This is a genomic window from Streptomyces sp. O3 (assembly GCF_054788135.1).
Genome location: NZ_JBTVYK010000004.1, coordinates 134111 through 161012 on the forward strand (window position 1 = coordinate 134111; position 26902 = coordinate 161012).

Sequence of the window (26902 nt, forward strand, 5' to 3'; positions counted from 1 at the left end):
TGTATGCACAAGCTGGTCAAGGGCGCCAATATCGCTTTGGGAGCGCTCGTTGACGATGTCGGATCCGTTCTCGTAAGCCTGAGTTGGAGCAGCCCTTCGGGAGAGGGGGACGCGGACGTCTCGGTCCTGCTTCTCGGATCCGGCGGCAAGGTGCGGAGCGACGCCGACTTCTACTTCTATAACAACCCGGTCGCTTCCGACGGCAGTGTCCAGCTCATCGGTAAGACACCGACAGCCGACGGCAACGAGGACCGTATCGGCTTCGACCTCACCGCGATGCCGTCCGACGTCGAACGCATCGTCGTCGCGGCGAGCAGATACGGCCGCCGCTTCGGAGATCTGAACGACCTGTGCATGACGCTCGCCGACGGAACGGGTGAGAACCTGCTCCAGTTCTCCACCGAGGACGCCGGGGACGTGAGCGCGTTCATCTTCGGTGAGCTCTACCGTCGCGGCGGGGAGTGGAAGTTCCGCGCCGTCGGCCAGGGATACGAAACCGGACTGGCGGGCCTGGCTACCGACTTCGGCGTCGCGATCGAGGACGACGCTGCGGATGAGGCGGCGAACGAGGAGGCGGCCGAAGCGGAGGCCGAAGCGGAGGCGGCAGCCGAAGACGCACCCCCAGCAGCGGCGATCCCCGCGCAGAAGAACCCCGAAGAGGACGGGACCGGCACTCAGCCGTCGCCCGGCGCGCAGGCGGCACCCGCACCGCAGGCAAAGACGGCCCCCCGGCCCCGTACCGCCCGCAAGAAGGTCACGCTTCCCAAGGCCGCGAAGAAGTCACTCGCCGAGAATGACTCCTGGCGGACGGCCCGGCTCTTTCCCGTGTCCGCACTCAAGAACGACAGAGAACGCGAAATGCGGGCCACGTCTGTGCTTTTGTCGGTCATGGCACAGGTTCCGGAGTTCGGCCGTCGGCTCACCGCGGCGTTCGGTGCTCCGGCCGGGCGTATGGAGACGTTCACCGAGGTCTCCTTGCCGAACGGAGACACCCCCAGGCGCCCCGACGGCGTGATCCGAGTCGAGCGGGCGGGCAAACTCTGGACCGCGCTCGTCGAGACGAAGACCAACGGCAACCCGCTCAAGGCAGAACAGGTCCAGGACTACATGGACATCGCCGCCCGGCGCGGATACGAGGCCGTGATCACGCTGTCCAACGACGTAGCTCTGGAAGGGGCACCTCTGGTCGACGTCAGGATCGACGGGCGGCGTAAGCACAAGGCCGCGCTCAGACACCTTTCCTGGGCCGAAGTAGCCCATCAGGCACAGATGCTGATCCGCCACGAGGGTGTGGGCAACGCTGCCCACGCCTGGCTGCTCCATGAGCTGCTGCACTACCTCCAGCATGACAACTCCGGTTGCCACGGCTTCCAGAACATGGGCCCCGCCTGGGTGCCGGTGCGCGACGGCATCGACAGCGAGACCCTGTCCCAGGGGGATCGCCGTGCCGTCGACGTGGTGGAGAGCTGGGAGCGTCTGATGCGGCAGGTCTGCCTGCGGCTGGGTGGGGAACTCGGGCAGAAGGTGCTGCCCGTCCAGCGCGCCAAGCGCGGCGCGGATCCCTCGGTGCGCCGTGTGGCGCAGGCTGACCGACTCTGCCTTGAGGGACGCCTGCACGCGGAACTACGAGTCGAGGCGACCCCCGGAATCCTTGCCATCACCGCGGATCTGCGCACCGGCAAGCTGCGCACCTCGATCGAGGTACCGGCCCCGTCGAAGGGTTACCCGCTCGCCAGAGTCAAGCGTCTGATCCGGCAACTCGCCGCGGCGCCTGCCGATCTGCATGTCGAGACGCTCGTGGAGGGCCAGGGAGCGGGGCCCCGTGGCACGTTGGAGCGGCTGCGGCCGGAACCCGCCGACATCCTGCCGAAGGACGGGGCGCAGATCACCGGATTCCGGCTGTCGCTCTTCAAGGGCATGGGCAGTACCAGGGGCAAGGCGGAGAGCGGCTTCATCCGCAGTGTGGACGACGCCGTGGACCGCTTCCATGCGGACGTGATGGCGCACCTGAACGGTACGCCGTCCCGGAGGCCGAGCCGGCTCGCTGAGGCGCAGCCGACCGGGTGAGGGGCGAGGGCGAGAAGCGCGAGCGCGGACCGCTCGCCCGGCCGCCGCGCACGTCGTGACCGCGTCCAGCTGTCAGGCGACGTGTGCGGCGATGGCGTGGGCGCAGGTCAGGGACTCGGTGTGGGTGGTGTCCACCTCCAGGTCGTAGCGCACGCCCTCGTGGACCGCACTCGCCTGCGACGCGGCCATGCCGTGCGCGCGATCCCCGCGTGCCACCTCGCGGCCAGCGGCGGTCTCGGGGGCGCAGCGGACGCCGACCCACAGCACGTCCAGTCCGTCCAGGGCCTGGTGCCACCGCTGCTGTGACCGCGCTCCGCCGAGGAAGACGTCGTCGATGACGATCCTGGCGCCGGCCCTGGCCATCGCCGCCACCCCCTCGGTCCAGGCGGCCTCCAGCGCCCGGAACTCCGCCCCGACGCGCACCTCGCCGTCCGGCCCGATCGCGATCCCCGCGTCCGCCTCCTTCAGCTTCGCGGGCAGGGCGTCGACGAACGAGTCGCACCCGAACACCAGCCACGGGTCCGGCAGTACGAACTGCAGGCACCGTACGATCCCGGACTTACCCGAGCTGGAGCCGCCGTTGAGGATGATCACCTGAGTCGTCACCACGCCACGGTACGGCGCGCTCCGCCCGGTGCGAAACGAATATCCGCGCCCCCGGCTCGCACTAGCCGACCCGCTGCATCGCCTTCCGGCGTCGTTCCGCCATCGTCGCCCCCGACTCGCGGCGGGCCATCCGGCGCAGCACGGGCGGCGCGAGCAGTAGCCCGGCGACCGCCCAGGCGCCCAGTGCGCCCACCGTCTCCAGGTGCCGCCAGGACTCGCCGATCTCGGTGGCGACCGCGTCGGCGGGCAGCAGCGCTGACCTGAGGCCGAGGCCGAGCCAGTACACGGGGAAGACCTGTCCGACGGGCCGCAGCCATTCCGGCAGCTCGGAGATCGGGAAGTAGATCCCGGAGATCACGACGAGCCCCATCACCGGGAGCATCAGCAGCCCGACGACGCGCGGACTGGACGCGGACGAGCCGATGACCGCGCCCATCGGCAGGGTCGCCAGGAGCCCCAGCGGCACCACCCACAGCAGCGTCAGCGCCGCGCCGCCGGCCTGCCGGGCCACGCCGTCGACCAGGAGCATCCCGACGGCGAACGGCAGCGCCATGGACGCGAGCGCGGTGCCCGACACCATGACGATCTTGCCGACCAGATGGCCGACCATGCCGTGCGGCACGGCCTTGGCCCGCAGCAGGGTGCCGTCCTCGCGCTCGGTCGCCAGCAGCTGCGCCGTGGTCATCAGCCCGGTGAACGCGAGCGTCATGCCCAGCATGCTCGGCAGCATGAACGCGCCGACCGAGATCCCGGCGCCCTCCACCGGCTCGTCGCGGGTCAGGGCCAGCGGAACGATCAGCAGTACGGTCCAGAGCACGTACCCGAACACGTCCTGACCCGTGGTGAACGTCTGCCGCAGCTCCGTCCAGCCGCGCCGCACTCCGACGCGCGCCGCGTACCACACCGGGCTCATCGCGCCCCTCCCTCTTCGAGCCCCGCGCGTCCTTCGAGTTCCCGCACCATCGTCAGATAGGTGTCCTCCAGGCTCGCCCGGCGTACTTCGAGACCGCCGATCGCCTCGCCGTGCTGTTCGAACAGCCGACGGACGAAGCCGGTGGGCTCGGCCGTCGACTCCTCGAAGGCGCGCCCGTCCCGCGTCCAGCGGACGGTGGCCTCGGCGGACGCCCGCCGGGACAGCTCGGCGGCCGTGCCGTCGGCCACGATGCGGCCGCCGGCCAGCACGAGGATCCGGTCGGCGAGCTTCTCGGCCTCGGCGAGGTCGTGCGTGGTCATCAGGACCGTGGTGCTCTCGTCCGCGAGCCCCCGCACCAGGCCGTGGAACTCGTTCCTGGCCTCCGGGTCGAGACCGGCCGTCGGCTCGTCCAGGAACAGCAGCTCGGGGCGGCCCACGAGGCCGACGGCCACGTCGAAGCGCCTGCGCTGCCCGCCGGACAGGGCGCCGACGCGGTGGTCGGCCTGCTCGGTCAGCCCCACGGCGGCGGTGAGTTCGTCGGTGTCCCAGGGCCGTCGCACGTCGGCGGTGGAGTACGGCGCGTAGTACGAGCCGAGATGGGCCAGCAGCTCGCGCACCCGCCACTTGCCGTGGTCGCGCCAGGACTGCAGCACGATGCCCAGGCGCGCCCGCCAGTGTTCGTCCCCGCGCGCCGGATCGGCGCCGAGTACGGTCACGTCACCGGCCGAGCGGATCCGGAAGCCTTCCAGGATCTCGATGGTGGTCGTCTTGCCCGCGCCGTTCGGACCGAGCAGGACGACGACCTCGCCTCGCCGGGCCGTGAAGTCGACCCCGCGCAGGACGTCCTGGTCGCGGTAGCGCATCCGCAGGCCGTGTACGGCGACGACCGCGTCGCCGTCGTCGCTGCCGGGCGGCGCGTGTGGCGTGTGCGCTGTGGGCATCGGTGTTTCCCCCGTCCGTGCTGGTGGCCGTTCTCCGGGAGCAGGGCCTGGCTTGAGGCCGTGCGGCTGTGCCGCCCCGTGCCGCCGTGGTGTCATCTCTGGTCAGGAGATGCGGCCTCCCGGACGGACACAGTATCGAACGGCTGTCGGTGGTATGCGTGCGCGATGTCCGCCGTGATGTCACTCAGGGGAGGAGAGGAAGTTCGTGGTCGCGACCAGATAGCCGAGCTGGGCACGACTGCTGCTGCCCAGCTGCGCCGAGATCTTCCGGACGTGTTCCGCGACGCTGCGGCGGCTGAGGCCGAGGCGGCGGGCGATGGATTCGTCTGTCTCGCCGGAGATGACTCCCCGCAGAATGGTGCGCTGGATATCGGAGGCGACCAGGGTCGAGCGGTTCTGGGGCCGCCCCGACACCACGGCCACTCCGCGTCTCCAGTCGCGGTTGAAGGAGTTCGCCAGGTAGCGGACCACGGCGGGGTGACGCAGTTCCAGGGCGGCGGTGCTGCGGTCGTCGGAAATCGGGAGGAACGCGACCTCTCGGTCGCAGATGATGAGCCGCTCGAAGACCTCGGTAAGGGTCCGCACTTCGGCACCGGCCTCGGTGACCTGGGCGATGTAGTTCAGGGTCGGCTGATGGGAGCGGACGGTGTGCTGGTACAGCGTGCGCTGGACGACCCCGCGGGAGAGCAGTCGCATGTCCCGCTGGAGGGCGGAAGCCAGGTGCGCGTCCGGGCGGCTGCCGCCCGGCTGGGCGGTGAGCAACTCCTGTCGGCACTGGTCGACCGCCGCTTCGAGCGCCTGGCTGATGGGCTCATCGCCGTGGTGCACGGTGAAGGGCGGCGCCTCATGGCGGCGCACCTCGGCATAGGCCGACTCGGCGACCGCGAAGGCGGCTTGCAGCGCACGCTCGACGCTTTGGTACTCGGCGACGCGTTCCCGTAGGGGACCGCAGGCGGCGTAGCGGGCCGTGGCGGGCGGCACCGCCTGGGCCGTGCCGGGCTCTCTCGGGTCTTCGGTCACCAGGCCAAGGGAGCGCAGGCATCCCGGCGCGTCATCGAGCGGATGGCCGGTTTCGGTGAGCACCTTCCGGTAGAAGCGCAGGCCGGACGGGCACGGCGCCCCGTCCTCCCAGCTGTCGCATATAGACCGATCTGTGCACCGCTCGCCATGGTTCATGAGCGTGCAGCTTACATTTGTGAAGTGGCTTGTTCGTGGCTGTGGGTGCTTCTTCAGGCACGATGGGCAGCGAGCCCGCTCGGGTTAGTGCATCGTGAAAAGGAGCGAGTAAGACCCATGCGTACCACCGTTGGAAAATCGTTCACCGCAGTGTCCGTCGCCGTTATGGCAGTGTTCGCGTGTGTGGGGTGGACCGCCCTGACGACGTCTCAGCCCCTGTCCGAATCGGTGGTCCTGGCCGACTCCGGCTGGGGTGGCGTCGAACCGTAGAAAGCGCGAGATTCCGCCGATGGATATTCGAGGTCTACGGTATTTCACTGCGGTAGCCGAGGAGCTTCATTTCGGCAGGGCGGCCAAGCGGCTGCACATCTCTCAGCCCGGACTCTCCCAGGCGGTGAAGAACCTGGAAAGAGAAATAGGCGCACCGCTTTTCTGTCGCTCGCGGCAGCGGGTGTCCCTCACGCCCCTAGGGCAGGCGTTGCTGCCCAAGGCCCGTGAACTGCTTGCCCATGCGGAGGACGTCGACGCCTTCGCCCACGGGCTGGCCGAACGGCACCATTCCACGCTGTCGCTCGCGTACACCGCTTCCGCGGGCCTGGGCCCGGCCTCGGAGCTGACGGCGGCCTTTCGCATCGCCCACCCCCAGGTCACTCTGCAGACGTCGAACGGCTTCAGCACGCTCAATCTGGACCGCATCCGGGCCCGGAGCGTCGATGTGGGGTTCGTGCGCCCGCCGATCGGGAGCTGCGAAACGGTGGGCTCACTGCTCGTGGGGCGGGAGGAGATCCTGGTCGGGCTCCCGTCCGGGCATCCGCTGGCGGGTCATTCCGTGGTTCCGCGGGGCGCGATCAGCGGGCAGCCGCTGGTCTTCTTCCCCCGTGAGGCGGGCGGTCTCTGGGAGTCGATCACCGAAGCCGTGTACGGGGCCGGGGACCGGCCCCGGATAGCCAAGGAGGAGCCGGACGAGGCGCGGATGCTGATGGCGGTCGCGGAGGGGGACGGGATCACGCTGGTGACCGAGGGATCGGTCGCCCTCCTGGATGTTCCGGGTGTCGTACTCCGCAGGCTGGAAGGCGCGCCGACCGTGCCGCTCGCCCTTGCCTGGCGCAGGGACAACGGGAAGTCCGCGCTGCGGCTCTTTCTCTCCTTCATGGCGACGGCGGCCGGGGCGGAGCGACGTACGGTCGCTCCGCCCCGGACCCACCTGACCCCCCGGACCCCCCGGACCTCCCGGACCCCCCGGACCTCATCGGTTCAGACGACGCATGCCGTGCGCGGCGGCTCCGTCGCCTCCGTCGTCGATGTCGGCTCAGTCGCCTCCGTCGTCGGCGCGTAGGAAGCCCCTCGGATCTCCAGGGTGCAGCACTTCGCGCTGCCGCCCGCCTTGAGGAGTTCGGAGAGGTCGACGCCGATCGGCTGATAGCCGCGCTCGGCCAGCTGCGCCGCCAGGTTCGTGGCCGCGGCGGGCAGGATCACGTTGCGCCCGTCCGAGACCGCGTTCAGGCCGAACACCCCGGCGTCCTCGGGGAGCACCCGGACGGCGTCCGGGAACAGGCGGCGCAGCACCTCCTGGCTGCCCTGTGAGAAGGACTCGGGGCAGTACATGATCTCGTCTCCGTCCAGCACGGCCAGAGCGGTGTCCAGGTGGTAGAAGCGCGGGTCGACGAGGGTGAGCCCGATCACGGGACGCCTGAAGTGCTCCTGCGCCTCCTGGTGGGAGGCGGGGTCGGTACGGAAGCCGCAACCGGCCAGCACCCAGCTGTCGGTGACCAGATAGTCGCCTTCCCCCTCGTTGATCCACTGTGGTTCCAGGACCTCCGGGAAACCGTTGTCCCGGAACCACTGTGCGTAGGCGGGCCCTTCGGCCGCTCGCTCCTCGTTGCGGAACCGGGCGGCCAGGACCCGGCCGTCCACCACGGTCGCGCCGTTGGCGGCGAAGACCATGTCCGGCAGACCGGGCAGCGGGTCGATCAGGTCAACGGTGTGACCGAGCTCCAGATAGAGCGCGTGCAGTCGCTCCCACTGGAGGATGGCGAGGTCGCGGTCGACCGGCTTGCCGGGGTCCATCCACGGATTGATCGAGTAACTGACCTCGAAGTGGGTCGGGCGGCACATCAGATAGTGCCGTGGACGAGCGGTGCGGGCGGTGTCGCGGGGCATGGGATCTCCTGAGGTCGGGCGGGGCGTGAGGCTGGGATCCGGACGGCTCGGTCGTCAGACCAGGGGCGAGTCCTTGACCAGCAGGGGTGTCTTGTTGGAGCGGTCGTTGACGGTGAACCGGTCCACCACGCGTACCTGAAAGGCGTCCGGAGCCTCGCTCTGGACCTCGTATCCGAGGCGGTAGACCTGGGTGAGCACGGTGTGCTGGACCCGGCGCTCGACGTCCGCGGCGTCGGCGCCGGGCGCGGTCCTGACCCTCAGCTCCATGCGCTCGTGCGCGGTCCCGTGGTCGAACAGCGCGATCTGTACATCGGATACGGAAGGTTCCGCCCTGGCGGCCTCGGCGATCTCCTGGGGCGTCACCAGAATGCTGAGGAACTTCAGCTGCGGATCGTCGCGCCCGATGACCCGCAGCGCGGGCTCGCTACGGCCGCAGGCGCACTGGGTGAACTCCCCCCGGTCCCCGATCCGGTAGCGGACCACGGGGTTGACGCACTCGGGATGGAGGTTGGTGACGAGGATCAGACCGTCGCTCAACTCGATGTGCTGGTACGGCACGAGATGGAAGGTGTCCAGGTCGCAGCCGGGGCCGTTGTGGCCGATGACCCACGTCTCGGTCGAGCCGTAGACACCGTACAGCTCCGCGTCCGGCAGCACACGGCGGGTGATCTCCAGGGCCCGCTCGCCGAACGGTTCGCCCGTCCACAGCAGCTTCCGGAAGGAGGGCGGCGTGCGCTCGGCGCGCTCGTAGAACTCCAGCAGGTGGGAGATCTGGCTCTGGGTGGCGTTGAGGGCGGTCGCGTCCAGCAGGTCCACGAAGTCCAGCCACTCGGACAGCTGCGCGTCGTCCACCGCGCCCAGCGGGACGGTCACGGCCCCCGCGTGGTGGGCCAGCGCGTTGAAGAAGTTGTGCGAGGAGCTCAGTCTGCCCGGAGTGTCGTAGTTGACGAGGACGTCTTCACGGTCGAGCGGGCTCCATGCGCCGGAGACCGCCTCGATCAGCTGACTGCTGGGAATCAGGCTCAGCTTGGGCGCCGATGTGGTGCCCCCGCTGCCCAGGACGATGGAGCCGTGCGGTCGGCGCCTGGCGCGGCGCAGCACGTCCGGGAGCGCGGTGCGGAAGTCGTCCTTGGTCAGTACGGGCAGGTCCGCCAGCGCGGGTTCGGCGAGCCCGCGTGCCTGCTCGTACCGCTCGCTCAGCGACGGCAGTTCGGCCATCCGGTCGAGCAGCGCGCCCACGGGTATCTCGGTCTCGGTCCTCGTCATGGGAACAGTAGGCGATGCCGCGGCTTGCGATGTCCAAGGAGAATCTCCACTCACGTAATAAGTGCCGCTTATGAAAAGCGATTCGAGATAGTTATTGGACTCGCCGACGGCGGGCATGACTGAATGCCTCACGGCACACAGAGTCGACGTGAGGCCGCAGATCCGCGGCGAGTTGGGGGACACCGGGCATGTTGATTCGCGATCGAGCAGGGCTGAATCTCCTGCAACTGGCTCAGGAGGAGACTCGCGAGACGCGCCGTGGAGAGCCGACCGAGGACTTCTACGGCCAGAAACTGGCCCGGTTGTGGGAAAGGGCCGCCAAGTCCCAGGCGTTCCAGGGGATTCCCGACTTCAGCTGGGAGAGTTTCCGGGCGCTGCCCGTCACCACCAAGGACGAACTGAAGGCGGACCCGTGGCGCTTCGCCGTCACGGAACTCACCGAGTCCGCCAAGTACTACGAGACCACCGGGACGTCGGGGCGTGTGACGCCTACCCCGCGGCTCCTGGAGGACATCGTCTGGAACACCGTGTCCGTGGCCGAATCCTGGCGGTCAGTGCTGCGGTCGAGCGACCGGGTGGCGATCCTGCTGCCCTCCGACATCGTGCCCGTGGGCGATCTGATCGTGTCCGTCTGCGAGTATCTCGGTCTTCCGCACACCAGGATGTACCCCTTCGCCACCGGCATCTCGGACTGGGACCGGATCTCCGCGCTGTGGACCACCCTGCGCCCGACCGTGGTCTTCGCCGCCCCCGGCGTGCTGATACAGCTCACCCGCCTCCTCCAGCAGCGCGGCACCCTGCCCGGACTGGCGGACTCCGTCGCCAAGCTGCTGCTGCTCGGCGAAGTGAGCACTCCGGCGCTCCGCCACCGGCTCGGGGACTGGTGGGACGCCGCCGGGTACGACGTGAGCTACGGCAGCACCGAGACCGGAACCCTGGCGGCCACCTGCGCGAACGGCAGCCTCCATCTGCTCACCGGCGCCCACTACTTCGAGTTCGCCGACGCCGACGGCGCCGTTCCCCTGCCGTCCGACGGGATCGGCCGCCTGGTGGTGACCCCGCTCAATCTCCACGCCCGTCCCCTGATGCGCTTGGACACCGGCGACGAGGTGGAGGTCAGCAGCGCCGACTGCGGTTGCGGCGACACCGGCCGCACCCTCGTCGTGCGCGGCCGCAGCAGTGACATGCTGCGCCTCGGCGGCGTCGACGTGACCCTCCTCGACGTCGAGGAGATCGTCTACGGGAGCACCGAAGCCACCGGCTACCTCGTCGAGACCGACGAGGCCGGGTCCTACGCCCGGCTGCTCCTGGAGCGCCCCTTCGGCGCGGACCGCGCGGCGGAGCCCGCCACCGCCGACGCGGTACGGCGCACGACCGTCGAGCGTCTGGGGCTGACCTGGGACGGTGTGACCTTCGTCAACACGCTTCCGTCGACGACCAAGAGCGGCGGATCACAGAAGAGCTGGAAGCGCACCAACGTACGAGTCGTGGAGCGTGCCTCGTGACCACGATCAGCCCCTCCCCGGCCAGCCTGCCCCCGGCCCGCCCGTCGCTCGCCCCCTCGCCCGTGGGCGGGGCCGTCCTCGGCGAGCCCGACCTCTGGTGCACCTACGCCGCCGTGCGCACCCTGGCCTGGCTCGGCCGCACCGCGGACGTCACCGCCCCCGAGGACACGGCCCGCTACCTGACGGGCCGTCGCAACGCGGACGGCGGCTACGCCTGGTCGGTCGGTATGCCGTCCGACGCCTGGGCCACCTTCTACTGCACCCAGGCACTCACCGATCTCGGCCGCCCGGTACCGGAGAAGGCCCAGGTGGCCGACTGGTTGCGCACCACCTGGTCCGGCGCGGCCTACGCCATGACGCCGGGACAGGCCCCCGAGGTCTGGGCCACGCACTTCTCCACCAGGACCGCGATCGGGCTCCGCGAAGCCGGAGTACCGGACCGGCAAGCGCTGCTGGACTGGCTGCGCGGACTGCAGACCGAGGACGGCGGGCTCAGCTGGACCCCCGGTCACGGCGCCCCCGATGTGCGCGCCTGCCACTACGGCGCGGCGGCCTGGGCGGCACTGAACAGCGAAGAGCCCGTCGACCCGCCCTGGGACGTACCGGGACTGGTCTCCTGGATCCAGGCCCAGCAGACCCCGGACGGCGGCTTCCGCTTCTCTCCGGACGCCGAGGTTCCCTGTCTGTGGGCCACCTACCGCTCAGTGGCGGCGCTGCGGGCGCTGGACGCGCTGCCCGCCCGCCCCATCGAGGGCTGGGTGCGCGGCCTGCGGGGAACCACCGGGGCGTTCGTACGGTGGAGCGGCTACCAGGTCGAGGACGTCTGGGCGTCGTTCTGCGCGGTGGGCGCGCTCATCGGAGTCGGGGCCGAGGTCGCCGACCTCGCCGACGACGTCGTACGCCGCATGAGCGAACTGGCCTGTCCTGGCGGCGGATACACCTACCGTGAACCCGAGCTGGCCGCCGACGCGCTGACCACGGCGGCCGCGGCGCTGACCGCGCCCACCGAGCAGACGGCCCTGGACCACCGGACCTGGCTGGAGAGCTGCCAACTGCCCAACGAGGCAGGCCTCATGTATATGCCGGGGCGGGGCAGCGAGATCCGCTGCACCCTCTGGGGGCTCACCGCCGGGGCTTTCGACGACCCCGAGCGGGACGCCGCCGAGCGCGCCGGGATCCTCGGCTGGCTGCGCACCCTGCAGAACCCCGACGGCGGCTTCGGATTCTGGGAAGGGCGCGGATCCGACCCGCTGTCCACCGCCGCCGCGACCGCCGTCGTCCACCGGCTGGGCGCGGAGATCGACACCGTGCTCGACAGCGCCGCCCTGGCCTCCTACGCCGCCTCGACGCCGACCGGGGCACTGCGTCCGGGCCTTCAGGTCCTGCGCATCCGCCACGCTCTCGGACAGCGGGGGCCCGAGGCCCTCCGCGAGCTGCTCGACCGGCACCGGGTACGGGGCGGTGGCTGGGCGAACACGGGCGCGCGGATGCCGGATCTGCTCTCCACTTACGAAGCGGTGGCCACATCGGACCTGTACGGCGTCGAGGTCGACCGTGAGCATCTGCGCCGGTTCACCGACCGGGTGCGTACCCGGCAGGGCACGGCGTGGACGCCGCTCGCCCCCGCCGGGGGCGGACCGCTCGCCGACTGCCTCGGCACGCTGCTGCACCGGCGCGGCGCGCTCGGTGCGCGGGACTCGCTGCCCCCGCTGGTCCTGTCCTGACCCCTGTGTCCGCCGATCTCTGCCAATCTCTGCCAATCTCTGCCGATCTCTGCTGGTCCTGCTGATCTCCGCCGATCCCCGCGCCGAAGGTTTCCCATGCCCACGATCGACATTCAGGGCCCCGCGCTGACGGTGCCCGCCCGCCGCGCGATCGCCGTGCGGCTGACCCGCTGGCTGACGGAACGAAGCGTCGCCGCGGGCCATGTGGTGGTGAAGTTCTCCGAACCGCCGCCTCAGACCGTCTTCACCGGCGGTATGCCCGTCGACGTGCTGCCGCACGACGAGGAGGGCCTGCACTACGCCCTGGTGACCGTGTGCGTCGGACCCGACCGCGACGAGGAGTTCCGCTCCGGGCTCGCGGACGAGATCGCCGGCGCCCTCGGTCTGACCGGGGCGACTCCACTGCTCTACATCGAGTTCCGCCCCACCGACCCCGGCCACGTCCAGTTGGCCGACCGAGGCCGGCTGAGGCGCGCCGACTCCCAGGAAAGGGACATCGCATGACCGCCGTTCCCACGGCTGACGAGATATCCACCCGCGTCAGGGCCGCACTCGACCCGTTGCTCGGCGACGCGCTGTCGGGCGTCGCGGACGACGCCGATCTGACCCAGGCGCTCGGCGACCGCTACGACAGCCTGACCGCCCTTGAGTGCGTCTCCCGTATCGAGGCTGAGTTCGACATCGAGGTCGACTTCGTGGCCCATGACGTCCGCTACAGCTTCGCGACCCTGGGCCGGATCGTCTCCTTCGTGGGCGATCTGCTGGAGGACCGCCTGGCACTCGGGCACTCCGCGTGAGCTCGACCCGCGCGGTTCTGGACGAGGACATCCCGTTCGCGACATCAGGGCACACCGGAGACCCGGTGCGCTGGTGGCGCAGCGCGGAGCAGCTGCGCACGGAGGCCGAACTGGTCGCCCGCACGCTGCCGGGACCGATCGAGCAGGTGGTCTGCTTCGCCCCGCCCGAGCACCTGTACGGCAGGCTCTTCGGGGTGGTGCTGCCCGAGCTGCGGTCCGTGCCCGTCCAGGCGGCCTGGCATGACCCGTCCGCCGTACCCGACTGGCGGCAGGACCTGCGCACGCTGTTCGTGTGCGTGCCGTCCAGCTGGCTGATCCTGCGCAGCCTGGCCCGGCGGATCGCCGGACTGCCCGGCGCCGTCGCCCTGCACGGCACGGGCCCGGTGACGCCCGCCGCGCGAGGCGTGGTGCGGGAGCTGGCCGGAGCGCCGCTGCGCGCGGTCGAGATCTTCGGGTCGACGGAGACCGGGGCGGTCGCCGTCCGGGACCTCGCGCCCGAAGCCAGCGCGGAGCGCCCGTGGCGCCTGCTGGACGACGTGGATGTCAGTGTCGGCGCGGACGGACGGCTGACCGTACGCGGCCCGCGCCTGGCACGCCGCGACGACGCGGTGCGCCCGCCCGCCGAGTGGGTGATGGACGACCTGGTGAGACCCACGTCGGCACGCGAGTTCACGCTGCTCGGCCGCGCCTCCCGACTGATCAAGGTCAACGGGGTGCGCTGCGACCTCGCACAGGTGGAAGAGGCCGTCGACCGGGCCTTCCCGGAAACCGACGTGGTGTGCGTGCCAGGCGTCGACCCGGTCCGCGGTGAACACTACGACGTGTTCCACACCGGCGGCGTGGCCGGTCCCGACGCCCGTGCCGTCTGGGACGTGCTCAGCCGGGCGCTGCCCGGATGCCCGCTGCCCCGCTCGGTGCGCCGCGTCGCGCGCATCCCCCGGTCCGCGACGGGGAAGCCGCTGGCGGGACCGCTACGGGACCGCCTCACCGGGCACGGGGGTGGTGCGGCGTGACGCTCGTACTGGACACGGACTGCGAGCTGACGGTGCGGCAGCTGCTCGGGGCCACGCGGGGGACGCACCGGCTGGTCCTGGAGCCGGCCGCCCGCGCCCGCATGGAGGCAGGCCGCACCGCCCTGACCGGCATCGCCGCGAAGCAGCCCGTCTACGGGTTGACCCAGGGCTTCGGGCCGCTCGTCGAATACGACGCCGACGCCGACGCGCTCGCCCAGGGCGCGGGGCTGCTGAACCATCTCACGGCAGGGCAGGGACCCGCCCTGCCGCCCGAGGTGGTCCGCACCATGGTCTGGCTGCGACTGCGCGGGATGACCCTCGGCCACTCCGCCGTAGCGGTCGACGTGTGGGAGGCGCTGGCCGAACAGTGGAACCGCGGGTTCACCCCTGTGGTGCCGCAGGACGGCAGCCTCAGCGCCAGCGGCGACCTGATACCCCTGGCACACGCCGCCCAGGCGGCGGCCGGTCAGGGCATGGCCTGGCAGCGGACCCCGGACGGCGGCTGGCGTCAGGAGCCCGCTTCGCGCGTGCTCGACCGGCTGGGTCTCGGCCCGGTCCGCTGGGACGCCCGTTCCGCGCTGGCCTTCGCCAACGGCACCAGCGCCTCACTCGCACGCGCCCTGCACAACCACCGGCGGCTCTCGGCGCTGGCCGACGCCGTCGCCGTGGGCACCGGGCGGCTGGCCGGGCTACTCGGCTGTAGTCCGGAACCGTACGACCACAGGCTCTCGGCGGTCCGCGGACAGCGCGGACAGCTGAGCGCGGCCGCCGTCATCCGCGAGGCCCGGCGCGCCGCCAGCCGCGACGCGTCGGCCGCACGCCGGCTCCAGGAGCCGTACTCGCTGCGCTGCGCGCCGCAGGTGGTGGGCGCGGTCCTGGACCAGCTCGGCTTCCAGGAACAGGTGCTGGTCGCGGAGGGCACGGGCTGCACGGACAACCCCGTCTTCGTCGACGGGCAGGTGCTGCACGGCGGCAACTTCCACGCGGCGCCCGTCTCGCTCGCCAGTGAGCAGCACATGCTCTGCGTCCACCAGTTGGCGTTCCTCGCCGAACGGCAGCTGGCCCTGGTCCTGGACCCGCGGCACAACGGCGGGCAGCCACCCATGCTGACGCCCGTTCCCGGACAGCAGAGCGGCTTCGCGGGCGTGCAGATCGCCGCGACCTCTCACCTGGGCGCGATCCGCCAGCGTGGCTATCCGGCGTCGCTGACCCCCGTCCCGACCAATCTCGGCAACCAGGACCATGTCCCGCTCGCCCTCAACAGCGCCAACGCGGTGGCCGAAGCGCTGGACCGGGCCTGGTGGATCACCGCCTCGCTCTGCCTCGCCCTCACCCAGCTCTCCCATCTGGCCGGACCGCTGCCAGCCGAGGGGTTCTGGAAACGGCTCGCGGAGAGCTGGACGCCCCTGGACCGCGACCGGCCGCTGGCCCAGGAGGTCGCGGACACCGCGGAGCGGATCGAGCAGCACTTCAGCAGCGGTCAGGAGGACCACCGATGACCAGTACGACTCCGGGGCTCAAACGCACCGCCGCACAGCAGCCCGAGTGGCCGTCCGAGCACGCCGTCGCACAGGTGCGGGAGGAACTCGCGGCCCTGCCGCCGCTGGTCGACGCCCCCTCCTGCGACCGGCTGCGCGCCGAACTCGCCCGCGCCGCGCGGGGTGAGGCGTTCGTGTTGCAGGGCGGAGACTGCGCCGAGCCCTTCGCCGACTCCGCCCCGGACCGGATCGGCGCCAAGGCCGCCCAGCTGACCGGGCTCGCCGAGCTGGCCGCACTGCGCTCCGGGCTGCCGACGGTACGGATCGGACGCTTCGCCGGGCAGTACGCCAAACCGCGCTCCCAGCGGACCGAGACCCTCGCGGACGGCACCGTACTGCCCGTCTACCGAGGCGACGCGGTCAACGCGGCCGCCGCCGACCCCGCCGCCCGCCGCGCCGACCCGGCGCGCCTGCGCGCCGCCTACGATCACGCGGCCCGATGCCTCGACGCGCTCTTCCTCGACGGCTGTCTGCCGTCCGCCCCGCGAACCCCCGACACCGGATCCGCGCCCCTGTTCACCAGCCATGAGGCCCTGCTGCTCGACCTGGAGGAGCCGCTGGTGCGTACGGCCCCGTCCGGGCAAGGCCGGTACGCCTCCTCGGCCCACCTGCTGTGGATCGGCGAGCGCACCCGCCAGCTCGACGGGCGGCACATCGAGTTCGCCCGCTCGGTCAGCAACCCGGTGGGGGTGAAGCTGGGCCCGGACGCCGCGCCGTCGGACGTCCGCGAACTCTGCCAGCTGCTGGCGCGGGGGCGGCCGCCCGGACGGCTGGTCCTGATCAGCCGGATGGGCGCGGACCTGACCACGTCACGGCTCCCCGCGCTGGTCGAGGCCGCCGCCCCGTTCGCGGGACAGGTGGTGTGGCTGTGCGACCCGATGCACGGCAACACGGTGCGCCACGTCTCCGGCCGCAAGACGCGCGTGCTGACCGACATGCTGCGCGAGGTCGAGGACTTCCACGCCGTGCTGCGGGCCCACGCCGTGCCGCCCGGCGGCCTCCACCTGGAGATGACCTGCGACGACGTGACGGAGTGCGTCGACGAACACCCCGCGCTGACCGTGCCGGACGCCCTGCCCCGCTACACGTCCGACTGCGACCCGCGGCTCGACGCCGTACAGGCACGGCGCGTGGTCGAGGCCGCCGCCGCTCAGCTACGCCGAAAGGACGCCGACGCATGACCACGCGTACGACCCGGCCCCACATCGTGGTGATCACCCGTTGGAGAGAGCGCTACGCCGAGTACGGGAGCTACCTCGACCACGCCGAGCACGCCGTCACCTACATCGCCACGGAGATCGCCCTCGCCGCGCTGCCCGCGGCGGCCGCCGACGTCGTGACGGTCGACAGGACCGATGATCTCGACGAGGTGCGGGACGCGCTGCGGCTCCTCGCGGAACGCCACGGGAGGCCCGCGCGGATCGTCGCGCTCAAGGAGGACGACCTGCTGGTCGCCGCCGCCCTGCGCGCGGAGTGGGACTGTCCGGGCGACCGCCCGGAAGACCTGCTCAGGTTCCGCGACAAGAAGGTGATGACCGCGCTGATCGCCGACGCCGGTCTGCCCGTGCCCGCGAGCGCCGAGGCCCCGGACGCGGCCGCCGTCGAGGAGTTCGCGGCGGAGCACGGCTGGCCCGTCGTGGTCAAGCCGCGTATCGGCAGCTCCAGCGCGGGGGTGGCGCTCCTCTCCGGGCCGCTGGAGCTCGGTCTCGTCGACTGGTCCGAGCCCCTGCTCGTCCAGCAGGTCAACGAGCACCCCATCTTTCACGTGGACGGCGTGTTCGACGGCACGGAGCTCACGTGCTGGCGGGCGTCCCGCTACGTCAACACCTGTCTGGGATTCCGGGAGGGAACCTTCCTGGGGTCGGTGGAGGAGGACGACCCCGTGCTCCTCAGGACGATCGGCGAGCACGCCCGGCGCTTCCTGGCGGCGCTCACCGACCGCCCCACACCCTTCCACCTTGAGGTGTTCGTGGACGCGGACAGCGCGGCGTGCTGGTTCCTGGAAGTGGGAGCCCGCGTCGGCGGGGCCGAGATTCCCTTCATCTGGCGCGAGCTGCACGGCTACGACCTGATGGAAGCGGCGTTCCGGATCCAGCTCGGGCTCCCGGCGGCCGCCCCGCGCGAGCACGCCGGAACCGGCGAGCGGGGCGGCTGGCTCCTCATCCCGGCGCCCGCAGCCCGGCCCTGCCGGATCACCGACGTCACCCCGATGACCGGGCGTGAGCCGGGCCCGTACGCCGAAGTCCTGCTCAGCGCCGGGGAGATCCTCCCGGCGGCGGACGCCTACTACGAGCATGTCGGCGGCAGATTCCGGTTCCGGGCCGCCGACGCGGGGTCCGTACTGCGGGCGCTGACCGACACGGCGGCGGCGTTCCGGGTGAGCGCGGAGCCCGTCGCCGAACTGGCCGCGTCCCGCTGACCGCCCGCCCTCTCCTCCCGCTTCACCGGGAAACCAGGAACCAGGAACCAGGAAACCCAGGAAACCCAGGAAACCCAGGAACAAGGAGAACTCCCATGTCCGTCAAGGGCTATGTGGTCATAGTCGACGCGTACCAACCCACCCGGCGCCTCGCACCGGAGTTCCGCAAGGCCGGATACGCGTGTGTGCGGGTCCAGAGCACCCCCGAGATCCCCCTGGTATACCGGTCCACCTTCAGTCTCGACGACTACGCCGACAACGTCGTGCACCAGGGCGACCTGGCGGAGACGATCCGCGCGATCTCCGCCTATGACCCCGTCGCGGTGGTGCCCGGCGGCGAGTTCGGCGTCGAGTTCGCCGACATCCTCAGCGAGGCGATGGGCCTGCCCTCCAACGGCACCGCGCTGAGCACCGCGCGCCGTGACAAGTACACGATGATCGAGACCGTCAAGGCGGCCGGAGTGCGCGGCGCCGAACAGCTGTTGATCACTGACGAGGCCGAGCTGCGCGCCTGGCACGAGCGGCTCGGCCGCCGCGCCGTCGTGAAGCCCGTCCGCTCCGCCGGGGGCGACGGCATCCACTTCTGCGACACCCCCGAGTCGTCCGTGGCCGCCTACCGGGCGCTCACCGGCAGCGAGAACTTCTTCTCCCAGAGCAACGAGGGGGTCGTCGCCCAGGAGTACCTGGTCGGCGGCGAGTACGTGGTCAACACCGTCAGCCGGGACGGCCGCCACCACATCACCGACATCTGGAAGACCACCCGGCTCACCGCGAACGGCGTCCTCGACCTGTGCGACTCCGTGCATCTGCTGGCCCGCCGCTCACCCGAGGGGGAGCAGCTCGGCGCGTACGCGACGCGGGTGCTCGACGCGCTCGGCATCCAGCACGGACCGGGCCATCTGGAGATCAAGCTGACCCCGGACGGACCGTGCCTCGTGGAGATCGGGGCCCGGATCGCGGGCGGTGAGATCCCGCACTACGCGCACCTGGGCACGGGGGAGTCCCAGATCGACTGGACCGTGGACGCCTATGTCGCGCCGGAGCGCTTCCACCAGCGCTGTGACACCGACTACACGATCCGCGAGCACTTCGTCTCCGTGGCGATGATCTCGCCGTATGACGGCACCCTCAAGTCCTACCGCCACCTCGACGTGATCGAGGGCCTTGAGAGCGTCCACGACGTACGCGCCCTGGTCGCGCCAGGCGGTCAACTGCGGCCCACCGTAGATGACATGACCTATCCGCTGATCGTCAACCTGCGCCATGAAGTACAGGAGGTCGTGCTGCGCGACTACGGGACCATCCGGCTCCTCGACGGTGAAGGGTTCTACGAACTCGCATGAGCGATATGAACACTCCGCCGACCTCATCCCTGTCCCCGCCGTCCGCGCCGCCTGCTGCCGAGGACGCGGTCCGCGCCTTCCTGGGACGCACGGATGACGCGCCGTCGGCCGATCCGCTGCCCGATCCGCTGCCCGGTCCGCTGCCCGAACCGCTCACCCTGCCGCTCGCCGAACGCCACCGGCTGCTGGCGACCGGGGAGCTGTCCGCCGACGAATGGCGCGAGCAGGCCGCCGCCTGGGCCCTACGGGCCGACCGCCGCTACCGGGCCACCGTGGAGCTGCGCGAACCGGCCGACACCGCACTGCGGCTCGGGGTGAAGGACACCGTCGACGTACGGGGGTTCGCCACCCGCCTCGGCCTGCGCCGCTACCGGCATCATCCGCGGGAGTCCGCCGCGGTGCTCGCCCCGCTGCGCCACGCGACGGTGAACGCCAAGGTGGTCACCACGGAGCTGAACATCGGCATCGGCTCGGGCTGTGTGAACCCGTACTTCCCGCGGATCGACCCGGCCGGATCCAGCACCGGCTCCGGAGTGGCGGTCGCCGGGAACATCTGCGACGTGTCGCTCGGCACCGACGTACTCGGCTCGGTGCGCTGGCCTGCCGGGCGCTGCGGCGTGGTGGGCCTGCGCACCACGCACGACCCGCGTCGGCTGCCGGGCGTTTTCCCGCTGTCGCCCTCCATGGACGCGGCGGGCTGGGTCGCCCGTACCGCCGACGACCTCGCCTTCGCCTGGCGGCACATGGGCCTGGGCGAACCCGGAACCGCCGGTACCCGCCTGCGCATCGGCATCCCGCGTGAGCTGCGCCGCGCGGGCCTGGTCGACCAGGAGGTCGCGGACTGTCTGGACCGTACCGCCGCGCTGCTGCGCGAGAGCGGGCACACGGTCTCGGACGCGGCGCTCGGGGAGATCTGGGAGTGCCGGGGGCAGGCCTGGGAGTTGTGTGCGCGAGATGCCTGGGACGGCTACCAGCTGTGGCGGTCACACATCGACGACGACCTGCTCGACTCGACCCGTGCCGCCCTGGAGGGCGGAGCGAAGGTCTCCGACGAGCGGTACGCGGACATCCGGAGGCGGCAGCTGCGCATCCGGGCGGCTTCTTCGGCGCTGTTCGCCGAACAGTCGGTGGACGCCTGGCTGTTGCCGCTGGATCCGGGGGTTCCGGCGGTCCGCGGCACGGTGCCCGCCGCCGCGTCGACGATCCCCGAGCCAGGAGACCCCCAGTACGAGCGGGAGATCGGGTTCACCCCGGTGGCCAGCTTCGCGGGACTGCCCGCGATCACCTTTCCGGCAGCCGTCTCCGACGCGTCCGGCGCACCCGTCGCGATGCAACTGGTCGGCGGAAGAGGCGCGGAGGGTTCACTGATCAGGGCCGCCCAGGACGCGGCGGCCGCGCTGGGCGACTTGGGCCTGCGTCCGCGCGGGCCGCGGGCTTGAGAGGACGAGCATGAGCGCACCACCCCGGACCAGCCACCGGCTGGTGCTGATCTATCTGGCCGTGTTCGGCGGCTACACGGGTCAGCAGATCCTGACTCCCATCCTGCCGCCGGTCTCGCGGGAACTCTCGCTCAGCGAGTTCCAGTTCGGGCTGGTGATGAGCGCGTCGGCCGCCGTGGTCGCGCTGGTCAGCCCGGTGTGGGGGCGGCGCGCGGACACCTGGGGCCGTAAGCCCCTGCTGTCCTTCGGGCTGTTCGGGGCGGCCGCCGGTCTGGTGGCGTTCGCCGTCTGCGTGCATCTGGGGCTCAACGGGGCACTCGGCCCCGCCGCCGTCTTCGTCCTGCTGCTGGTGACCCGCGGGCTGCTGTTCGGCGGCTCGCTGGCCGCGCTCCCGGTGGCGGCGCAGGCGTACGTCGCCGATGTGGCGACGGAGGAGTCGGAGCGGGTCAAGGGCATCGCGCGGGTCGGCGCGGCCCTCGGCCTCGCGCTGGTGCTCGGCCCCGGCCTCGGCGGCGTACTCGGCGACCTGGGAACGATGACCGCGCTCTACCTCGCGCCCGTCCTGATCGCCCTGGTCGGCTGTGCGGTGTGGCTCTGGCTGCCGACCGGGCCGCGGCCCGGCGGGGCCAGCGCGAAGCCGCCGCGGCTCAGTCCGCGGGACTCCCGGATCTGGCCCTACCTGGCGGCCGGGGGCGGGATCTTCCTCTCTACCAGCCTGCTCCAGATCAGCATCGGTTTCCTGCTCCAGGACCGGCTGGAGCTGAGCACCGCCGAGACGGTGGAGCTGGGCGGGATGACGCTGCTCGCGGGCGGGCTTCCGATGCTCGTCGTGCAGGGGCTGGTCATTCCCAAGCTGGGCTGGCGGCCGCTGCGGCTGATGCGCGTGGGGGTTCCGCTGACGGCGGTGGCCTTCGCGGTGATCTGCGTGGCCGACTCGCTGCCGGTGCTGCTGGCCGCGGTGGTGCTCTCCGGCACCGGGCACAGCCTGGCCATTCCCGGCTACAACTCGGCGCTGAGCCTGAGCGTCGGCCCTGACGAGCAGGGCGGCGTGGCGGGTCTTGCCGCCTCGGCGAACGCCACCACCCTGGTACTCGGCCCCCTGCTCGCGACCGCCCTGTACCAGGCGGGCCCCGCGCTCCCCTTCGTCGTGGGCGCCGTCGAGCTGGGTGCGCTGCTCGTCTTTCTGCTGGCTCACCCGGCACTGCGGAAGGCGGCCGCCGCGCCGGGACCGGAACCCGCGGCGGCCGATCCCGATCCCCTCCCGAGTCAGGAACCGGGTCGCTGAGCCCCTGCCCTGAACCACCCGCCCTGAACCACCTGCCCTGATTCGTCCGTTCCCTGTTCGGCGTTCCCCGTTCGGCGTTCCCCGTTCCTCTCGAAGTCTGGAGACTCCCGTGTCCGCACCGCCCATCGCGCCACCGCAGGGAGCGGCACCACCCGGCGCACCCGACCACGAGCCGGGCGGCCTCCGGCGCGAGCTGGGGCTGTGGGGCCTGACCGGTATCGCCTTCGGCGGCATGATCGGTTCCGGCTGGCTGTTCAGCGCCTACTACGCGGCGCAGACGGCAGGACCGGCGGCGCTGCTGTCCTGGCCGCTCGCGGGCGGCGCGATGATGCTGGTGGGACTGGTCCTCGTCCAGCTCGGCGCCACCCGCCCGCGCGCGGGCGGCATGGTGCGCTGGCCGCTGGAGGCGAACGGCCCCCTGGTGGGCACGGCGATCGGCTGGGCGGTGCTGCTCGCCGTGGCGAGCGCGTTGGCGGCCGAGGCGTCCGCGATCGTCCAGTACGCCCAGCACTACGTCTCGGGCCTGTACGTGGACGGGCAGCTCACCGCCAAGGGACTCGCCGCCGCGATCACCCTGCTCGCTCTGCTCGTCGTGCTGAACTGGTTCGGGGTACGGCTGTTCGCTCGGGTGAACACGGCCGTCACGGTCGTCAAGTTCGCCGTCCCGCTGATCACCATCGGCGCCCTGGTCGCCTCCGGCCTCGACACCGGGAACGTCGACACGGGCGGCGGTGTCGCGCCGTACGGCTGGTCCGCCGCGCTCGCCGCCGTGGCGAGCGCCGGAATCATCTACACCTTCAACGGGTTCGCCGCCCCCGTCGAGCTGTCCGCCGAGGCCCGCGACCCCCGAAGAGACCTGCCGCGTGCCGTCGTCACCGCGATCGCGCTGGCCATCGTGCTCTACACGGTGCTCCAGCTGGTCTTTCTGCTCGCCGTCCCGGAGGACCGTCTCACCGGCGGCTGGCAGGGCGTTGACTTCGACTCGCCGTTCGGGCAGCTCGCGCTCGCGCTCAATGTGGGCTGGCTCGCCACCGTGATCTACGCGGACGCGGTGCTCTCCCCGGCGGGCGCGGCGAACGTGTTCGTCGCCTCCGGCAGCCGCGAGACCTACGCCGCCGCCCGCAACGGCGTACTGCCCGCCTTCTTCACGGCCGTGCACCGCGGGTCCGGCGTCCCCCGCCGGGCTCTCCTCGGCAACTTCGCGCTGGCCACGCTCTTCCTGGCGCCGTTCCGGGGCTGGCAGGAGATCATCGGCGTCGTCGGGGTGCTCTCGCTGCTGACGTACTCCGCGTGCGCGGTCGCGGTCGGCACGTTCCGGGCCGGGGACCGGGAGGGGCGTTACTGGTGGATGCGGGGCATCGGGTGGATCGCTCCGGCGGGTTTCGTCATCTCCACCGAGCTGATCCACTGGGCGGGCTGGCACTATCTGCGTACGGCGGTGCCGCTGATGGCGGTCGCGCTGGTGCTGTTCGCCGTACGCAACCGTCACCGGGCGGCTCTGCTGCGTACCGAGGCGGGTGCGGGGCTGTGGTTCCTGGGCTATCTCGCGGTGCTGTTCGGCTCCGCGGCGGTCGGCTCCACGGGCGGCGCGGGCTGGCTGGCGGCTCCGTGGGATTCCGTCGCGGTGGGCGCCGCGGCGCTGTTCGTCTACCGGTGGGGCGTCCGTTCCGGCGCCCGCCGCGGCACTCTGGATCCGGAGGATTGACATGGCAAGGACCGTGGTGGTCAGCGGTGGAGGTACGGGCATCGGCCGTGCCGTCTGTTCCGCCTTCGCGGCCGATGGGGCCGAAGTCGTCGCCATCGGGCGTCGCGCGGAACCGCTGAAGCGCACCGCAGCCGAACTGACCGCGCGGCATGCGGAGCGCGGCGGCCGGGTGCGCGCTCTGACCGCGGATCTCGCGCTGCCCGCGGAGGCGGACCGGGTACGCGAGGAACTGGCCGCTTCCCACGGCACTGTTGACGTGCTGGTCAATTCCGCGGGCGGGAACGTCCTGATCGGTGCGGACGGCGGCGCGGGCGAGGGAGTGGCGGGCGCGGCCTGGCACTGGACCGAGAACTTCCGGTCCAACGTCCTGACCGCGGTGCTGCTGACCGAGGCCCTGCGGGGGCTGCTCGCCCGGCCGCGGGGCCGGGTCGTCATGATCAGCTCGATCGCCGCGTATCGCGGCTCGGGCGCGGGGTCCTACGCGGGCGCCAAGGCCGCGCTCCATCCGTACGTCTTCGATCTGGCCGCGGCCCTCGGCCCGGACGGGATCACGGTGAACGCGGTGGCGCCCGGTTATGTCGAGGACACCGAGTTCTTCGGCGCCGACGGCCCGCCGCCAGCCCGTCGCCGACTGCTCGTCGACCAGACGGCGACGGGCTGTGCGAGCACCCCGGACGACATCGCCCAGACCGTGCACTGGCTGGCCTCTCCGGGAGCGGACCAGGTGACCGCCCAGATCGTGCAGGTCAACGGGGGTGCCGAGCGGGGGCGTTGACGCGCCCGATCGTCCCACCCCTGTGGGCCGTCGCCCGCGGCGGGTCCCGGTGTCCCGGTGTCCCGGTTCGTCCTGGTCCGTCCCGGCTCCGACGGTGAGCCTCAGACGGTGAGCAACGGGCCCCTGTCCGGGGCGTCGCGGAAGCCTGGGGAACCGCGAAGTTCCTGAATATGCCGCATGTCACGCGCGTACAGCCGGACCAGGTGCGGCAGTTCGTACCGCGCCGCATGGGCGGTGACCTCGCCGCCGGGTGAGGCCACCACCCCGGCGTCGATGAGCGCCTCTATCACCCGTACGGCACGCCGCTCGTCGCATCCGAGTGCCCCGGCCGCCTCGGTCACACCGAACGGACCGTCCCCGGTGCCCGCGGCCAGCCGCGCCGCGTCCCGGCCGCAGCGCTCAGGCAGCGCCTCCCAGCTCCGGGCCAGCCGCCGCCGTACGGAGACGTCCCCGGCCGTCAGCTCGTCCAGCGCCCCGACGGGGTCGGTGAGCCGGTCCGCGAACTCCCGCAGCGGCACATGGCGCAGCACCGCCAGCCGCATCCCGCTCACCCGGATCGCCAGCGGTGACCCGCCGCAGGCCCGTACGATCCGCAGCGCGGCTTCCCGGTCGGCCCGGACCCGGCCCTGCCCGATGAGCCCGCCGAGCAGCTCCAGGGCCTCGGCGGTGCTCAGCGGCGGTACGTCGACACGGCGCACGGGCGCCAGACCGCCCAGTTGGCCGCGCGCGGTGAGCAGCACCCTGCCGTGGCCGCCGCCGGGGAGCAGCGGCCGTACGGCGGACTCGTCCGGCACGTCGTCCAGGACCACCAGAACGCGGTGCTCCGCCAGCCACTCCCGCCACGCCTCCGGTCCCGAAGGCCCCGCGGCCTCCGCGGTCTCCGAGGGCTCCATGTGCCTCGTGTGCCTCGCGTACCTCGTGTGCCCGGTCGCCGTGGCGAGTTCCGTGAGCACCGCATCCAGCGGGCGGGGCCTGCCCTCCGCGTCCCGCAGCGAGACGTGGAACCGCCCGTCAACGAACACATCGCCCAGCAGGTGCGCGGCCCGCACCGCCAGCGTGGTCTTCCCCGCCCCGACGGGACCGGACAGGAGCACCACGCCACCGGGGCCGTCGTCCTCCAACAGGTCGAGCAGTTCCCGCAGTTCCGCACCGTGCCCGGTCAAGTCCACAATGTCGGGCGGCAGGAACGTCGCGGGGCAGCGGCGGGCGGCGGCCGGAGCGCCCGTCGCCTCGGTGATCCCGGCGGCCCCGGCGGCCCCGGCGGCCCCGTCCGCGCCCGGCTCGCCGCCCGCGAGCAGCGCCTGGTAGCGGGCGGCTATGGCCCCGCCCGGCTCCAAGCCCAGTTCCCTGGACAGGAGTTGCCGGTAGTCGTCGTACGCGGCCAGCGCCTCGGCCTGCCGCCCGGACCGGCTCAGCGCACCCATCCAGGCGGACCTGAGCCGCTCCCTCAGCGGGTGTTGTTCCACCAGCCCGCGCAGCCGCTCGACGACCACCGTCGCGTCGCCCAGCGCCAACTCCGCCTCGGCCCAGCTCTCGCACGCCGCCAGACGTCGCAACTCCAGCCCGTCCGCCTGATCCGCCATCCGCGACGACTGCCGCAGGTCACCCAGCGGGGGCCCCTGCCACAGGTCGAGGGCCTGGCGCAGCAGCGGGAGGGAGACCTGCGGGCGCTGCCCTTCGGCGGCCCGTACCAGGGAGCGGAACCGCAGGGCGTCCAACTCGTCCTCGGCCACCCGCAGCACATACCCGCCGCAGGTGTGGGTGAGCCGCGGCCCGTCCCTGCCGTCGTCCGCCAGCAGCGTACGCAGGGCGCTGATGTACACCTGGAGGTTCTTGCGGGCCGTACGAGGAGGTTCCTTCGGCCAGACCGCGTCCGTCAACGTGTCGACGGACACCGGGCTGTTGGGGGCGCCGAGCAGTGCCGCCAGGACGACCCGCTGCTTGAACGGGCCGAGGGGCAGCTCCCGCGCGTCCCGGTGAACCGTGAGCGGCCCGAGGAGGGAGAACCGGAGCGTGCCGAGCGGCGCCGGGGGCCGCGCTACGTGTGGCGCCGGGGGCTGCGCGAAGGGACGGGGCATGGGCGAACCTCCGTGTGGGGCGTGAGGTTTGGCTACGCTCGATCCTCCGCCGCCGGGGCGCGTCACACATCGGGGCCGGGCCCGCACAGTCACGCCGCCCGCGTCCGCGTCCTGGGGGCAGGACCCCCACTTCGGCAGGAGCCGCCCCACCA

At 71.8% G+C, this 26902-nt stretch carries 22 protein-coding genes; 15 read left to right on the forward strand and 7 right to left on the reverse strand.

Annotated elements, in window-relative coordinates:
* Window positions 1-3: 3 nt before the first annotated feature.
* Complete coding sequence (locus tag ACX6XY_RS04010; RefSeq protein ID WP_460326371.1) at window positions 4-2067, forward strand: TerD family protein; 2064 nt, start codon at window positions 4-6, stop codon at window positions 2065-2067.
* Between the two features lie 72 nt (window positions 2068-2139).
* Here ACX6XY_RS04010 and cpt read toward each other — a convergent pair whose 3' ends face one another.
* From cpt to ACX6XY_RS04030, 4 genes are all read right to left on the reverse strand, one after another.
* Window positions 2140-2673, reverse strand: a complete 534-nt coding sequence (gene cpt / locus ACX6XY_RS04015; protein ID WP_460326373.1) for a chloramphenicol phosphotransferase CPT — start codon at window positions 2671-2673, stop codon at window positions 2140-2142.
* Window positions 2674-2734: 61 nt separating this feature from the next.
* On the reverse strand, window positions 2735-3586 hold the full coding sequence (locus tag ACX6XY_RS04020; RefSeq protein ID WP_460326375.1) for an ABC transporter permease: 852 nt from the start codon (window positions 3584-3586) through the stop codon (window positions 2735-2737).
* Window positions 3583-4527: an ABC transporter ATP-binding protein gene (locus tag ACX6XY_RS04025; protein WP_460326376.1), complete on the reverse strand. Its 945-nt coding sequence runs from the start codon at window positions 4525-4527 to the stop codon at window positions 3583-3585. Before ACX6XY_RS04025 ends, ACX6XY_RS04020 begins: the two co-directional genes overlap by 4 nt.
* A gap of 180 nt (window positions 4528-4707) precedes the next feature.
* On the reverse strand, window positions 4708-5703 hold the full coding sequence (locus ACX6XY_RS04030; protein ID WP_460326378.1) for a LuxR C-terminal-related transcriptional regulator: 996 nt from the start codon (window positions 5701-5703) through the stop codon (window positions 4708-4710).
* Window positions 5704-5992: 289 nt separating this feature from the next.
* Here ACX6XY_RS04030 and ACX6XY_RS04035 point away from each other — a divergent pair, with 289 nt between their 5' ends.
* Window positions 5993-7039 (forward strand): LysR substrate-binding domain-containing protein, encoded by a 1047-nt coding sequence (locus ACX6XY_RS04035; RefSeq protein WP_460326380.1) that lies wholly within the window; start codon window positions 5993-5995, stop codon window positions 7037-7039.
* Here the strand turns inward: ACX6XY_RS04035 and ddaH are convergent.
* Window positions 6958-7863 carry a dimethylargininase gene (ddaH, locus tag ACX6XY_RS04040; RefSeq protein WP_460326382.1) on the reverse strand — a complete coding sequence of 302 codons (906 nt, stop codon included), beginning with the start codon at window positions 7861-7863 and terminating at the stop codon, window positions 6958-6960. The genes ACX6XY_RS04035 and ddaH overlap by 82 nt on opposite strands.
* A gap of 54 nt (window positions 7864-7917) precedes the next feature.
* On the reverse strand, window positions 7918-9129 hold the full coding sequence (locus ACX6XY_RS04045; RefSeq protein ID WP_460326384.1) for an AMP-binding protein: 1212 nt from the start codon (window positions 9127-9129) through the stop codon (window positions 7918-7920).
* A 188-nt stretch (window positions 9130-9317) separates the two neighbouring features.
* Between ACX6XY_RS04045 and ACX6XY_RS04050 the strand changes: the two genes are divergently transcribed.
* The 13 genes from ACX6XY_RS04050 to ACX6XY_RS04110 all read left to right on the forward strand — a co-directional run bounded on the left by ACX6XY_RS04050 (window position 9318) and on the right by ACX6XY_RS04110 (window position 24672).
* Window positions 9318-10634, forward strand: a complete 1317-nt coding sequence (locus tag ACX6XY_RS04050; RefSeq protein WP_460326386.1) for a phenylacetate--CoA ligase family protein — start codon at window positions 9318-9320, stop codon at window positions 10632-10634.
* On the forward strand, window positions 10631-12358 hold the full coding sequence (locus ACX6XY_RS04055) for a prenyltransferase/squalene oxidase repeat-containing protein (RefSeq protein WP_460326389.1): 1728 nt from the start codon (window positions 10631-10633) through the stop codon (window positions 12356-12358). The genes ACX6XY_RS04050 and ACX6XY_RS04055 overlap by 4 nt, the downstream gene beginning before the upstream one ends.
* Before the next feature lie 96 nt (window positions 12359-12454).
* Complete coding sequence (locus tag ACX6XY_RS04060) at window positions 12455-12862, forward strand: hypothetical protein (RefSeq protein WP_460326392.1); 408 nt, start codon at window positions 12455-12457, stop codon at window positions 12860-12862.
* Window positions 12859-13155, forward strand: a complete 297-nt coding sequence (locus ACX6XY_RS04065) for an acyl carrier protein (protein WP_460326394.1) — start codon at window positions 12859-12861, stop codon at window positions 13153-13155. Before ACX6XY_RS04060 ends, ACX6XY_RS04065 begins: the two co-directional genes overlap by 4 nt.
* On the forward strand, window positions 13152-14168 hold the full coding sequence (locus tag ACX6XY_RS04070; RefSeq protein ID WP_460326397.1) for a class I adenylate-forming enzyme family protein: 1017 nt from the start codon (window positions 13152-13154) through the stop codon (window positions 14166-14168). The genes ACX6XY_RS04065 and ACX6XY_RS04070 overlap by 4 nt, the downstream gene beginning before the upstream one ends.
* Window positions 14165-15667: an aromatic amino acid lyase gene (locus tag ACX6XY_RS04075; protein WP_460326399.1), complete on the forward strand. Its 1503-nt coding sequence runs from the start codon at window positions 14165-14167 to the stop codon at window positions 15665-15667. The genes ACX6XY_RS04070 and ACX6XY_RS04075 overlap by 4 nt, the downstream gene beginning before the upstream one ends.
* Window positions 15664-16887 carry a 3-deoxy-7-phosphoheptulonate synthase gene (locus tag ACX6XY_RS04080; RefSeq protein WP_460326401.1) on the forward strand — a complete coding sequence of 408 codons (1224 nt, stop codon included), beginning with the start codon at window positions 15664-15666 and terminating at the stop codon, window positions 16885-16887. Before ACX6XY_RS04075 ends, ACX6XY_RS04080 begins: the two co-directional genes overlap by 4 nt.
* Window positions 16884-18125: an ATP-grasp domain-containing protein gene (locus ACX6XY_RS04085; protein ID WP_460326403.1), complete on the forward strand. Its 1242-nt coding sequence runs from the start codon at window positions 16884-16886 to the stop codon at window positions 18123-18125. The genes ACX6XY_RS04080 and ACX6XY_RS04085 overlap by 4 nt, the downstream gene beginning before the upstream one ends.
* Window positions 18126-18220: 95 nt before the next feature.
* Window positions 18221-19468 carry an ATP-grasp domain-containing protein gene (locus ACX6XY_RS04090; protein WP_460326405.1) on the forward strand — a complete coding sequence of 416 codons (1248 nt, stop codon included), beginning with the start codon at window positions 18221-18223 and terminating at the stop codon, window positions 19466-19468.
* Window positions 19469-19473: 5 nt separating this feature from the next.
* A complete protein-coding gene (locus ACX6XY_RS04095) occupies window positions 19474-20907 on the forward strand; it encodes an amidase family protein (RefSeq protein ID WP_460326407.1) in 1434 nt (477 codons plus the stop codon).
* 10 nt (window positions 20908-20917) lie between these two features.
* A complete protein-coding gene (locus tag ACX6XY_RS04100) occupies window positions 20918-22192 on the forward strand; it encodes an MFS transporter (protein WP_460326409.1) in 1275 nt (424 codons plus the stop codon).
* Window positions 22193-22301: 109 nt separating this feature from the next.
* Window positions 22302-23897, forward strand: coding sequence for an APC family permease (locus tag ACX6XY_RS04105; protein ID WP_460326411.1), 1596 nt, complete (start codon window positions 22302-22304; stop codon window positions 23895-23897).
* Window position 23898: 1 nt separating this feature from the next.
* The gene (locus tag ACX6XY_RS04110) at window positions 23899-24672 is read left to right on the forward strand and encodes an SDR family NAD(P)-dependent oxidoreductase (RefSeq protein WP_460326413.1); all 774 of its coding nucleotides are present in this window, start codon (window positions 23899-23901) and stop codon (window positions 24670-24672) included.
* Window positions 24673-24773: 101 nt separating this feature from the next.
* Here ACX6XY_RS04110 and ACX6XY_RS04115 read toward each other — a convergent pair whose 3' ends face one another.
* Window positions 24774-26750, reverse strand: coding sequence for an AfsR/SARP family transcriptional regulator (locus ACX6XY_RS04115; protein ID WP_460326415.1), 1977 nt, complete (start codon window positions 26748-26750; stop codon window positions 24774-24776).
* Window positions 26751-26902: the final 152 nt, after the last annotated feature.